This window comes from Streptomyces sp. NPDC054956 (assembly GCF_053609185.1).
The window spans coordinates 1-11837 of sequence record NZ_JBSGXB010000242.1; the positions used below are offsets into that span (position 1 = coordinate 1).

General features: G+C 71.9%; 11 protein-coding genes and 1 pseudogene. 2 read left to right on the forward strand and 10 right to left on the reverse strand.

The features are described from left to right. The 10 genes and pseudogenes from ACWGDE_RS28840 to ACWGDE_RS28885 form a co-directional block, all read right to left on the reverse strand. Positions 1-223, reverse strand: a pseudogene (locus ACWGDE_RS28840) (sulfate ABC transporter substrate-binding protein); the annotation flags it as partial. A gap of 221 nt (positions 224-444) precedes the next feature. Continuing rightward, complete coding sequence (locus ACWGDE_RS28845; protein WP_453391960.1) at positions 445-1785, reverse strand: sulfate adenylyltransferase subunit 1; 1341 nt, start codon at positions 1783-1785, stop codon at positions 445-447. 2 nt (positions 1786-1787) lie between these two features. Beyond that, positions 1788-2726 (reverse strand): sulfate adenylyltransferase subunit CysD, encoded by a 939-nt coding sequence (gene cysD / locus ACWGDE_RS28850; RefSeq protein ID WP_453391961.1) that lies wholly within the window; start codon positions 2724-2726, stop codon positions 1788-1790. Continuing rightward, the gene (cysC, locus tag ACWGDE_RS28855; protein WP_266573308.1) at positions 2723-3268 is read right to left on the reverse strand and encodes an adenylyl-sulfate kinase; all 546 of its coding nucleotides are present in this window, start codon (positions 3266-3268) and stop codon (positions 2723-2725) included. The genes cysD and cysC overlap by 4 nt, the downstream gene beginning before the upstream one ends. 35 nt (positions 3269-3303) lie before the next feature. Continuing rightward, a complete protein-coding gene (locus ACWGDE_RS28860) occupies positions 3304-4032 on the reverse strand; it encodes a phosphoadenylyl-sulfate reductase (RefSeq protein WP_453391962.1) in 729 nt (242 codons plus the stop codon). Then, positions 4029-4208 (reverse strand): DpnI domain-containing protein, encoded by a 180-nt coding sequence (locus ACWGDE_RS28865; protein WP_214956597.1) that lies wholly within the window; start codon positions 4206-4208, stop codon positions 4029-4031. Before ACWGDE_RS28865 ends, ACWGDE_RS28860 begins: the two co-directional genes overlap by 4 nt. Further along, the gene (locus ACWGDE_RS28870; protein ID WP_453391963.1) at positions 4205-5917 is read right to left on the reverse strand and encodes a nitrite/sulfite reductase; all 1713 of its coding nucleotides are present in this window, start codon (positions 5915-5917) and stop codon (positions 4205-4207) included. Before ACWGDE_RS28870 ends, ACWGDE_RS28865 begins: the two co-directional genes overlap by 4 nt. Positions 5918-6354: 437 nt before the next feature. Further along, positions 6355-6918, reverse strand: coding sequence for a GNAT family N-acetyltransferase (locus ACWGDE_RS28875; protein ID WP_453391964.1), 564 nt, complete (start codon positions 6916-6918; stop codon positions 6355-6357). Between the two features lie 93 nt (positions 6919-7011). Continuing rightward, on the reverse strand, positions 7012-8295 hold the full coding sequence (locus tag ACWGDE_RS28880; RefSeq protein WP_453391968.1) for a GAF domain-containing protein: 1284 nt from the start codon (positions 8293-8295) through the stop codon (positions 7012-7014). Positions 8296-8669: 374 nt separating this feature from the next. Next, positions 8670-10313, reverse strand: coding sequence for an acyl-CoA dehydrogenase family protein (locus tag ACWGDE_RS28885; protein ID WP_453391965.1), 1644 nt, complete (start codon positions 10311-10313; stop codon positions 8670-8672). A gap of 17 nt (positions 10314-10330) precedes the next feature. Between ACWGDE_RS28885 and ACWGDE_RS28890 the strand changes: the two genes are divergently transcribed. Beyond that, positions 10331-11446, forward strand: a complete 1116-nt coding sequence (locus ACWGDE_RS28890; RefSeq protein WP_453391966.1) for a YihY/virulence factor BrkB family protein — start codon at positions 10331-10333, stop codon at positions 11444-11446. 22 nt (positions 11447-11468) lie between these two features. Continuing rightward, positions 11469-11837: DUF6597 domain-containing transcriptional factor (locus ACWGDE_RS28895; protein WP_453391967.1), on the forward strand; the 369-nt coding region annotated here is incomplete at its 3' end.

Genomic DNA, 11837 nt, shown 5'->3' on the forward strand with positions numbered 1-11837 from the left:
CCTGGAGGCCGACGAGCGCGGTGGCGTGGGTCAGGTTCGGGAAGTAGCCGATGCGGACCTCGGACGCGGAGAGCGGCTTGCCGGCGTCCGCGACGTTCGCCTTCGCGGGAGCGTCCTTCTCGGCCTGGGAGCCGTAGCCGCAGGAGGCGAGCGCGCCGATCAGCAGCGGCAGGGCGGCAGCGGCGACGACGCCGCGGCGGGCGGTGGTGCGGGTGGTGCGGATGGCAGGCACGGGAGGACTTCCTCTCGTGACGTGGTCATCTCATGACGCACGTCTTCGTCTGTGGAGCAAGGGCGGGTACGGCTCGGGGGTGTGGGCGCGCATGCGGTGCGCGTACGTCATCGCGCACATCGCGCCACCCCTCCCTGGCCGCTGCCGAGGGCGCCGCTGCCCACGCGGCCGCCCTCCTTCGCGAAGGTGGAGTAGAGATCGGCAAGCATGATCTAGAAGTCCCACCCTTCTTCGTCCGCCTGGATGGTGGTCTCGGCCTTGGAGGCGAAGGACTCGCCGACCATGCCGGCCGCCAGGGTCGTACCGTCCGCCGGGTCGATCAGCAGGAAGGACCCGGTGCGGCGGGAGTCGGCGTACGAGTCGAGCGCGAGCGGCTCGGCGGTACGGACGACGACCCGGCCGATGTCGTTGGCCACGAGCTGCCCGGGGTTCGGGTGCTGCGACAGGTCGTCCAGGGTCAGCCGCGAGGGGATCTCCTTGACGATCGCCTTGACCGTGCGCGTCGTGTGCTTGATCAGCACCCGGGCGCCGACGGCCAGGGGCTGGTCCGCCACGTGGCAGACCGTCGCCTCGACGTCCTGCGTGGTGGCCGGCGCGCTCGCGGACGGCGCGATCAGGTCGCCGCGCGAGATGTCGATGTCGTCCTTCAGACGCACCGTCACCGACTGCGGGGCCCACGCGATGTCCACGCTCTCGCCGAGCGCGTCGATGCCCTCGATGACCGAGGTGCGGCCCGACGGCAGGACCGTGACGGCCTCGCCGACGCGCAGCACGCCGGAGGCGATCTGCCCGGCGTAGCCCCGGTAGTCGGGGTGCTCGGCGGTCTGCGGACGGATCACGTACTGCACCGGGAAACGCGCCGGGCAGGCGGTGAGGTCGTGGCTGACCGGAACGGTCTCCAGGTGCTCCAGCACCGTGGGGCCGCCGTACCAGTCCATGTGCGCGGAGGGCTCGACCACGTTGTCGCCGGCCAGCGCCGAGATCGGGATCGCGGTGATCTCCGGAACGCCCAGGTCGGAGGCGTAGGCGGTGAACTCCTCGGCGATCTTCGCGAAGACGGCCTCCTCGTAGCCCACCAGGTCCATCTTGTTGACGGCCAGGACCACGTGCGGAACGCGCAGCAGCGCGGCGACGGCCGCGTGCCGGCGGGTCTGCTCGATCACGCCGTTGCGGGCGTCGACCAGGACCACGGCCAGGTCGGCCGTGGAGGCGCCGGTGACCATGTTCCGGGTGTACTGCACGTGCCCCGGGGTGTCGGCGAGGATGAACCGGCGCCGGGCGGTGGCGAAGTAGCGGTACGCGACGTCGATGGTGATGCCCTGCTCGCGCTCGGCCCGCAGGCCGTCGGTGAGCAGCGCCAGGTCGGGGGTGTCCTGCCCGCGCTGGGCGGACACGGCCTCCACGGCCTCCAGGGTGTCGGTGAGGATCGACTTGGAGTCGTGCAGGAGGCGCCCGACGAGCGTGGACTTGCCGTCGTCGACGGAGCCGGCGGTGGCGAAGCGCAGCAGGGTGGTCGCCGACGCGTCGGTGAACTGCTCGATGGTGGAGGTCATTTCTAGAAGTACCCTTCGCGCTTGCGGTCTTCCATCGCGGCCTCGGACATCTTGTCGTCGGCGCGGGTCGCGCCCCGCTCGGTGAGACGGGATGCGGCGATCTCGGTGATCACGGCGTCCAGCGTGGTGGCGTCGGAGTCGACGGCACCGGTGCAGGACATGTCACCGACGGTGCGGTAGCGGATCAGGCGGGTCTCGGTGGCCTCGTCGTTCTTGGGACCACCCCACTCGCCGGCCGTCAGCCACATGCCGTTGCGCTTGAAGACCTCGCGCTCGTGGGCGAAGTAGATCTCCGGCAGTTCGATGTTCTCGCGGGCGATGTACTGCCACACGTCCAGCTCGGTCCAGTTCGACAGCGGGAAGACGCGCACGTGCTCGCCCGGTGCGTGGCGGCCGTTGTAGAGCTGCCACAGCTCGGGGCGCTGGCGGCGCGGGTCCCACTGGGAGAACTCGTCGCGCAGGGAGAAGACGCGCTCCTTGGCGCGGGCCTTCTCCTCGTCGCGGCGGCCGCCGCCGAAGACGGCGTCGAACTTCAGGCTCTGGATCGCCTCCGTGAGGGGGACGGTCTGCAGCGGGTTGCGGACCCCGTCCGGGCGCTCGCGCAGCTTGCCGGCGTCGATGTACTCCTGGACGGAGGCCACGTGCAGCCGCAGGCCGTGCTTGGCGACCGCGCGGTCCCGGTAGTCCAGGACCTCGGGGAAGTTGTGGCCGGTGTCCACGTGGAGCAGGGTGAACGGCACCGGCGCCGGCGCGAACGCCTTCAGCGCCAGGTGCAGCATGACGATCGAGTCCTTGCCGCCGGAGAAGAGGATCACCGGCTTCTCGAACTCGCCCGCGACCTCGCGGAAGATGTGCACGGCCTCCGACTCGAGGGCGTCGAGGTGCGACAGCGCGTAGGGCGCGTCCGTCCCTTCGTGGACGTGTGCGACGGTCGTCGTCATGCCAGACCCCTCTCGGTGAGCAGCGCGTGCAGTGCGGAAGCCGACTCCTGCACGGACTGCGTGTGCGACTCGATACGCAGGTCCGGGGAGTCCGGTGCCTCGTACGGGTCGTCGACCCCGGTCAGACCGGAGATCTCGCCCGCCGCCTGCTTGGCGTACAGGCCCTTCACGTCCCGCTCGGAGCAGACCTCGACCGGGGTGGCCACGTGGACCTCCAGGTACGAGGTGCCCTCGGCGGCGTGCCGCTTGCGGACGGCCTCACGGCTGTCCGCGAACGGCGCGATCACCGGGACGAGCGCCTTGACGCCGTTGGACGCGAGGAGTTCGGCGACGAAGCCGATCCGCTGCACGTTGGTGTGCCGGTCCTCACGGCTGAAACCGAGACCGGCGGAGAGGAACTCCCGGATCTCGTCGCCGTCGAGGACCTCCACGCGGTGGCCCTCGGCGCGCAGCCGCTCGGCCAGCGCGTAGGCGATCGTGGTCTTGCCCGCGCTCGGCAGCCCGGTCAGCCACACGGTGGCGCCCTGGTCGCTCACGCTCATCTGCTCTGTCTCCGTAAGTTCTTCGCTGGTCGTCATCAGCCGTGCAGTCCGCACTCGGTCTTGCCCCGCCCGGCCCAGCGGCCGGCGCGCGCGTCCTCGCCCTCCGCCACCCGGCGGGTGCAGGGGGCGCAGCCGACGGAGGCGTAACCGTCCATCAGCAGCGGGTTGGTGAGGACGCCGTGCTCCAGGACGTACGCGTCCACGTCGTCCTGGGTCCAGCGGGCGATCGGCGAGACCTTGACCTTCTGCCGCTTCTCGTCCCAGCCGACCACCGGGGTGTTCGCCCGGGTCGGGGACTCGTCGCGGCGCAGGCCCGTCGCCCACGCGTCGTACGCGGTCAGGCCCTCTTCGAGGGGCTTGACCTTGCGCAGCGCGCAGCACAGGTCGGGGTCGCGGTCGTGCAGCTTGGGGCCGTACTCCGCGTCCTGCTCGGCGACCGTCTGGCGCGGGGTGAGGGTGATGACGTTGACGTCCATCACGGCCTCGACCGCGTCGCGGGTGCCGATGGTCTCCTCGAAGTGGTAGCCGGTGTCGAGGAAGACCACGTCCACGCCGGGGAAGGCGCGGGACGCCAGGTGGGCGACGACCGCGTCCTCCATGGAGGAGGTCACGGCGAACCGCTTGCCGAAGTTCTCGGCCGCCCAGGTGAGGATCTCCAGCGCGGAGGCGTCCTCGAGGTCCCGGCCCGCCTGCTCGGCCAGCGCCTTGAGTTCCGCCGCTTTGAGCTGCGCCGATGTGAGATGCGCGTCTTGAGTAGTGGTCATATCTCGTCCCCTCCAGCGTCGTTGGACTGAACACCCCGGGCCAGCAGCCCGAGGTACTTCAGCTGGAAGGCTCGATTGCAGGCCCTGCATTCCCAGGCACCGTGACCCGTTTCGTTGGGGAACAGGTCCTCGTCGCCGCAGTACGGGCAGTAGAACGGGGCCGCGCGCTCGCTCACGAGAGGTCCTCGTCCTTCGCACGGGTCACCCAGGCGGCGAAGCGCTCGCCGTCCTCGCGCTGGTCCTGGAAGCGCGTGACGACCCGCTCGACGTAGTCGGGCAGACCGGCCGAAGTGACCTTGAGGCCGCGGACCTTGCGGCCGAAGCCGGCCTCCAGGCCGAGCGCGCCGCCCAGGTGGACCTGGTAGCCCTCGACCTGGTTGCCCTCGTCGTCCAGGACCAGCTGGCCCTTGAGACCGATGTCCGCCACCTGGATACGGGCGCAGGCGTTCGGGCAGCCGTTGATGTTGATGGTGAGCGGCTCGGCGAACTCCGGCAGGCGGCGCTCCAGCTCGTCGATCAGCGAGGCGCCGCGCGCCTTCGTCTCGACGATGGCCAGCTTGCAGAACTCGATGCCGGTGCAGGCCATCGTGCCGCGGCGGAACGGGGACGGCTTGACCCGCAGGTCCAGCGCCTCCAGGGCCGCGACGACCGAGTCGACCTTGTCGGCCTCGACGTCGAGCACGATCATCTTCTGCTCGGCGGTGGTGCGCAGGCGGCCGGAGCCGTGCTGCGAGGCCACGTCCGCGATCTTGACCAGGGTGGCACCGTCGACGCGGCCCACGCGGGGCGCGAAGCCGACGTAGAACTTGCCGTCCTGCTGCTGGTGCACGCCGACGTGGTCGCGCCACTGGCCGCTGGGCTGCTCGGGCGCGGGGCCGTCGGTCAGCTCGCGCTTGAGGTACTCGTCCTGAAGGACCTGGCGGAACTTGGCCGGGCCCCAGTCGGCGACGAGGAACTTCAGGCGGGCGCGGGTGCGCAGCCGGCGGTAGCCGTAGTCGCGGAAGATCGAGATGACGCCCTCGTACACCTCCGGGACCTCGTCCAGCGAGACCCAGGTGCCCAGGCGGACGCCCAGCTTCGGGTTGGTGGAGAGGCCGCCGCCGACCCAGACGTCGAAGCCGGGGCCGTGCTCGGGGTGGTTCACGCCGACGAAGGCGATGTCGTTGATCTCGTGCGCCACGTCGAGCAGCGGCGAGCCGGAGATCGCGGACTTGAACTTGCGGGGCAGGTTGGAGAAGGCCGGGTTGCCCACGATGCGGCGGTAGATCTCGTCGATGGCGGGGGTGCCGTCGATGATCTCGTCCTGCGCGATGCCGGCGACGGGCGAGCCGAGGATGACGCGGGGCGTGTCACCGCAGGCCTCGGTGGTCGAGAGGCCGACGGCCTCCAGACGGCGCCAGATCTCCGGGACGTCCTCGATGCGGATCCAGTGGTACTGCACGTTCTGCCGGTCCGTGAGGTCGGCGGTGCCGCGCGCGAACTCCTCGGAGATCTCGCCGATGACGCGCAGCTGCTCGGTGGTCAGCCGGCCGCCGTCGATGCGGACGCGCAGCATGAAGTACTTGTCGTCCAGCTCCTCCGGCTCCAGGATCGCGGTCTTGCCGCCGTCGATCCCGGGCTTGCGCTGGGTGTAGAGGCCCCACCAGCGCATACGGCCGCGCAGGTCGTTGGGGTCGATCGAGTCGAAGCCCGCCTTGGAGTAGATGTTCTCGATGCGCGTCCGCACATTGAGACCGTCGTCGTCCTTTTTGAACTGCTCGTTGCCGTTGAGGGGCGTGTGGTGTCCGACGGCCCACTGACCCTCACCGCGGTGACGGCCGGTCTTACGGCGCGCGGCGGCGGCAGCGGGTGCGGCGGCTGCGGGCGTTTCGGGGGTGGCGGCCATGACGGTACGTCCTTCTTCAACGGCTCAAGGCAGGGGGCAGGGGCAGTGGCGGCGGAACCCCTGGCGTGGAGCGGATGTGGCTGATCACCGCCCGTTCGGGGCGGTGCACGGCCTACAGGGGATTGCGGTGCGGGAGTACGGCGGGCGGTGTTCTCGCGTCCGCGGCGGCAGCGGCGCGGAGCGCTGTCGCGGCGGTGCCGATTACCGTCAGCGCGCCGGACAGATGGCGCTGGACATGCGGCCGAGGTCGACGTGTCGTCGACTCACCAAGGCAATTCCAGCTCCGTTCATGGGGGGAAGCGTGGCATGGGGCGATTGGAGGAGTCCACTACTGTCCACAATCCGGACGAACTCGTCTCGCATCGCAAGATCTCCGTGACCGGGGTCACCCCACGGGCCCCTCCGGCCCCGCCGCTGCGCGGGGCCGGGCTCCGGGGCTACGCGCCGGGCCAGGAGCCGGGGGTGGGGGTGAGCGCCTTCTGCTCCGACTCCTCCTTGAAGACCTTGAAGCCGCGCCGGAGGTAGTTGTCCATCGCCGTCGGGCCGTCCTGGCTGCACGTGTGGAGCCAGACGCGCCGCGTCGGGTCCAGCTCCGGCCAGCGCTCGGCGAGCGACCAGGCCCGCTCGACGCCCACCGTCAGCAGGTGGCCGCCGATGCGCCGGCCCCGGAAGTCGGGGAGCAGGCCGAAGTACATGATCTCCACCACACCGTCCGGCTGGGGATCGAGCTCCACGTAGCCCGCCGGCGTGCCCCGGTCGTACGCCACCCACGTCTCCACCCCGGGACGGCCCAGCTGCTCCACCCACTGGGCGCGCGTCAGCGACAGCCGGTCCGTCCAGTGGATGTCGCCGCCCACCGAGGCGTAGAGGAAGCGGCTGAACTCCGGCGACGGGACCTCCGAGCGCGCGATGCGGATCTCCGGGCCGGGGACGGCCGCCGGGACGAGATCGGAGGGTGAGGTCATTTCCAGGGACCAGGTGGTCAGTGTGATGGTGCTCATGTACGCCAGGGAATCACACGCGCGTACGTCAGGGTCACGGGCGCCCGGGAGCCGTGGGCGCGGGTGCGGGCGCCGGGGACGCGGGCACCGGTGTCACAGGCACCGGCCGCCGCCGGAGGGCCCCCAGGGCTCCGGGGCGCCCCGCCGGGCGCTGACCACGGCCGGGGCCGTGGAGTGGGGGAGCAGGGCGGCCGGGTTCGCGGGGCGGACCAGCTCCACCTCCACGTCCTGCGCGAAGCGGTACGGGCGATGGGTCAGGACGCCCGCCAGGTTGCGGCGCACCCGGGACATCTCCGCGCGGACCGTCACCGTGCGCGTCGGGTCGCCGAAGAGCTCCAGGGCGAGCTCCGCGGCCGAGCGGCCCTTCGGCGACTCCGCCAGCAGGAACAGGAGCTCCGCGTGGCGCGGGGTGAGCTCCTGGGACCAGCTGCCCGCGGCCCCGTAGACGGTCGCCAGCCAGCCTCCGGGACGGCTCAGGTCCAGGACGACGCGGGTGGCGGCCTCGGCGCCGGTACGGGCCTGCGCGACGCTCAGCAGCCAGCCGCCCGGCAGCGGCTCCACCAGGCAGTCGCCCAGCTGCGGCACCCACACCCGGCCCGGGCCGAAGGATTTGGGCAGCGGGATCCGCTCCGTGGGCGCCAGGCCGGTGACGGCCGCCGTCCAGCCGTGGGCGTCCACGGCCAGGGCCCGCCCGGGCAGCCGGGCCAGCAGCGGGGCCGCCACGGACCGCAGCCGCTCCAGGGACTCCAGGTGGCGCACCCGCAGCTCCCGCTCCGCGAGGCGGGCCACGGAGCTCACCCACGCCAGGGTCGCCGGGTGCATGGTGGCCAGCGGCCCGCTGACGTCGACGACGCCGAGCAGCTGCCCGTCCCTGGGGTCCCGTACGGGGGCTCCCGCGCAGGTCCAGTCGTGGTGGCTGGAGACGAAGTGCTCCGCCGAGAACACCTGGACCGGTCTGCGGGCCACCAGCGCGGTGCCCACCCCGTTGGTGCCGACCACGGCCTCGTCCCAGTCGGCGCCGACCGCGAAGCCGAGCCGGTCCGCCTTGCGCAGGATCGAGGAGTGGCCCTCCCGCCACAGCAGCCGGCCGTCCGCGTCGGCGACGACCATGATGTGCAGGGCCTCGTCCAGCGAGGGCAGCAGCCCCTCGCGCAGGACGGGCAGCAGGTCCCGTAGCGGCGAGGTCTGGCGCCGTTCCTCGGTCTCGGCGGCGGACAGCATCCGGGAGCGGGTGTCGCGGTCCGGGTGGACCCCGCCCGCCATCATCCGGCGCCAGGACTCGGCGATCTCCGGGCGCGGCGCGGCCGGCGGCCGGTCCCCGGCCAGCGCCGCCGCCCGTACGCCCTTGAGCAGACGCGCGGCATCCCGTGCGTCCATGGCCGAGATGCGTGCGACATCGACCGCACTGCCCTTGGTGTGGGCCACCGGAACCTCCCCGTGGTGGAACAGCCGTACTACGGATACCGCCCGGAGGTGATCCCGGACACGCCGCTTCCCCGAGGCCCGTCCGGCACGCCCGGCGGGCGGTTCCGACTCAAAGGTTGCAACGTCCTGCAACTCTCGCCAAGTCCCGGTCGGCCGATCGAAACTGTGCGGACGTCGCCCAGCGACGTGACAGCTCCTTCCTCGGGGCTTCTCGGATCAGGGGTGGTGCCGAGTCGGCGCGGCGCCATCCCTGTTCCAGGTCAACGGGCTCGGATCTCGGCCCGCAGTGCTCCTCGGAGGGTTGGGGCCCTCCCGAGGACCTCCTGCTAGCCCGCGATCCGGGCCCGTTCCACCACCGATCCCAGGTCCAGGCTGTGGGGCAGCGTGCCGAAGGCCGCGCCCCAGTCGCCGCCCAGGCGCGAGGCGCAGAAGGCGTCGGCCACCTCCGGCGGGGCCCAGCGCACCAGCAGCGATCCCTGCAGCACCAGGGCCATCCGCTCCACGACACGGCGGGCCCGGGCCTCGATGCCCTCCAGGTCCGCGAGCTCGGTCAGCAGGTTCTTGATGGCCGAATCCAGCCGGTGGTCGGCGCCGCGCGCCAGGCCGACCTCCTGGAGGAAGGCGTTCAGGGCCTGCGGCTCGCGCTGGAGCGCGCGCAGCACGTCCAGGGCCTGGACGTTGCCCGAGCCCTCCCAGATGGAGTTCAGCGGGGACTCGCGCAGCAGCCGGGGCAGCCCGGACTCCTCTACGTAGCCGTTTCCGCCCAGACACTCCAGGGCCTCCGCGACCATCGGCGTACAGCGCTTGGTCACCCAGTACTTCGCGGCGGGCACCGCGATGCGCAGGAAGGCCCGCTCCTGGTCGGTGCCCGCGTCGTAGGCGGCGGCGAGGCGCAGGGTCAGGGTGGTGGCCGCCTCCGACTCCAGGGCGAGATCGGCGAGCACGTTGCGCATCAGAGGCTGGTCGATGAGCGGTGCTCCGAAAGCAGAGCGGTGCTCCGCATGGTGAGCGGCCTGCGTCAGCGCCTGCCGCATCAGCGAGGCCGAACCGATCACACAGTCCAGCCGGGTCGCCGCGACCATCTCGATGATGGTCCGCACCCCCCGGCCCTCCTCGCCCACCCGCCGCGCCCAGGTCCCGTCGAACTCCACCTCGCTCGACGCGTTCGACCGGTTGCCCAGCTTGTCCTTCAGCCGCTGGATCCCGAACACGTTGCGCGTGCCGTCCGGCAGCACACGCGGCACCAGGAAGCACGTCAGCCCGCCGGGCGCCTGCGCCAGCACCAGGAACCCGTCGCACATCGGCGCCGAGCAGAACCACTTGTGCCCCGTCAGCAGGTACTCGCCCGAGGCGTCCAGCGGTACCGCCGCCGTCGTGTTGGCCCGTACGTCGCTGCCGCCCTGCTTCTCCGTCATCCCCATGCCGAAGAGCACCCCGGCCTTCTCCCCGGCCGGCCGCAGGCCCTCCTCGTACACGTGCGAGGTCAGCCGCGGCTCCCACTCGGCGGCGAGTTCCGGATCGGTCCGCAGCGCCGGTACCGCCGCGTGCGTCATCGAGACCGGGCAGCCGTGCCCGGCCTCCGCCTGCGACCACACGAAGAACCCGGCCGCGCGCCGCAGATGCCCCGCGGGCCGCCCCCACGCGTCGGTGAGCCCGGCGCCCACGGCGTGCCCGAGCAGCCGGTGCCACGAGGGGTGGAACTCCACCTCGTCGATGCGGTTCCCGTACCGGTCGTGCGTCCGCAGCTTCGGCGGGTTCTCGTTCGCCTGCGTCCCCCAGTCCTGCGCCTGCCGGGACCCGGCCGCGCGCCCGAGGTCCGTGAGCTCCTCCCTTACCTCCGCGGCCACTTCGGGCGCCGCGTCCGCGAGATGCCGCTCCACGCCCTCGCTCAGGACCCGGTCGCTGCCGTATACGTCGTAGCCCACGAGGAGCGGGGCCTGGTTGGTGACTGTGTGGGTGGTGGCTGCCATGCCGATACCGTAAGGACGTGCAGCCAGCAAAAGAAACACCTGAGCGGATCCCGGGACGGCTCCACCGGGCCCGCGCCCTCTACCGCAACGTCTCCAAGCGCAAGATGGCGTGGCTGCTGCTCAAAGACACCGTGAACTCGTGCATCGAGTACCGCATCCTCGGACTCGCGGCCGAGGCGGCCTTCTTCACCCTGCTCTCGCTGCCCCCGCTCTTCCTGGGCCTGCTGGGCCTGCTCGGCTACGTGGACGGCTGGTCCGGCGGTACGACCGTCGCCAGCATCGAGGAGAACATCCTGCGGGCGGTCGGCACGGTGCTGTCCGACCGGGGCGTCAACGACATCGCCAAGCCGATGCTCGACGACGTCACCAACCGGGGCCGCCCCGACCTCATCTCCCTCGGCTTCGCCTTCGCCCTCTGGTCGGGCTCGCGCGCCGTCAACGTCTTCATCGACACCATCACCGTCATGTACGGGCTCGACGGACAGCGCGGCATCGTCAAGACCCGGCTGCTGGCCTTCCTCCTGTACGTCATCGCCCTGCTGATCGGCGCCATCGTGCTGCCGCTGATGGTGGTCGGCCCGGACGCCGTCGTACGGCTCGTGCCGTGGAGCACGGAGGTGATCGAGGTCCTGTACTGGCCCGTGGTCACCCTGCTGTCCATCGCGTTCCTGACCACGCTCTACCACGTGTCCGTCCCGGTCCGGTCGCCCTGGATCGAGGACGTGCCGGGTGCGCTGGTGGCCCTCGCCATGTGGGTGTTCGGCTCGTTCCTGCTGCGGATCTACCTCACCAACACCGTGGAGGGGCCGACGATCTACGGATCGCTCGCGGCCCCCGTAGCGGTCCTGCTGTGGATCGGCATCTCCGCCTTCGCCGTCCTCGTCGGCGCGGCCGTCAACGCCGCCATCGACCGCGTCTGGCCCTCGGTGGCCACGGCGGCGGCGCGCGAGGCGAACGAGCGGGTCCGCGAGGCGGAGGCCGCCCAGCTGGTCGCGCGGGCCGCCGCCTGGCGGGCGCTGGCGGAGGGGGAGTCGGAGGACGACGAGGACGGCGACATGCCCTCGGAGTTCCCCGAGCGCTGGTCGAAGTTCCTCCCTCCGGAGGACTACCACTCGCGCCTGCGCAAGCACTGACGGCCGCCGTAGCCTGGTCTGCGTGAGCGAGTCCGCGTACGAGGAACGGCCGTCCCGGACGGTCGCCGGAGCGGTGCTCTGGCGGGCCGGCGGGACCGGCGGCGTGGTGCTGCCCGACGGCTGCATGGACCTGCTCTGGGTGGACGGGCGGCTCCTGGTGGCCGGACCCGACACCGTCGCGCACCGGGCCGGGGAGGTCCCGGGCTCCGGCTTCGCCGGGATCAGGCTCGCCCCCGGCACGGCGCCCCTGCTGCTCGGCGTACCGGCCCGGATCCTGCGCGACCGGCGGGTGGAGCTGGCCGACCTGTGGCCCGGCGCCGAGGCGCGGCGCCTCACCGGGCGGGTGGCCTCGTACGAGGACCCGCGCGCGGGGCTGGAGGAGCTGGCCGGG

Excerpts from the sequence above, each read along its gene's own strand:
- ACWGDE_RS28875 (WP_453391964.1), bottom strand. The coding sequence starts at position 6,918 with ATGAGCACCATCACACTGACCACCTGGTCCCTGGAAATGACCTCACCC.
- ACWGDE_RS28885 (WP_453391965.1), bottom strand. The coding sequence starts at position 10,313 with ATGGCAGCCACCACCCACACAGTCACCAACCAGGCCCCGCTCCTCGTG.
- ACWGDE_RS28870 (WP_453391963.1), bottom strand. The coding sequence starts at position 5,917 with ATGGCCGCCACCCCCGAAACGCCCGCAGCCGCCGCACCCGCTGCCGCC.
- ACWGDE_RS28880 (WP_453391968.1), bottom strand. The coding sequence starts at position 8,295 with ATGGACGCACGGGATGCCGCGCGTCTGCTCAAGGGCGTACGGGCGGCG.
- ACWGDE_RS28845 (WP_453391960.1), bottom strand. The coding sequence starts at position 1,785 with ATGACCTCCACCATCGAGCAGTTCACCGACGCGTCGGCGACCACCCTG.
- cysD (WP_453391961.1), bottom strand. The coding sequence starts at position 2,726 with ATGACGACGACCGTCGCACACGTCCACGAAGGGACGGACGCGCCCTAC.
- cysC (WP_266573308.1), bottom strand. The coding sequence starts at position 3,268 with ATGAGCGTGAGCGACCAGGGCGCCACCGTGTGGCTGACCGGGCTGCCG.
- ACWGDE_RS28860 (WP_453391962.1), bottom strand. The coding sequence starts at position 4,032 with ATGACCACTACTCAAGACGCGCATCTCACATCGGCGCAGCTCAAAGCG.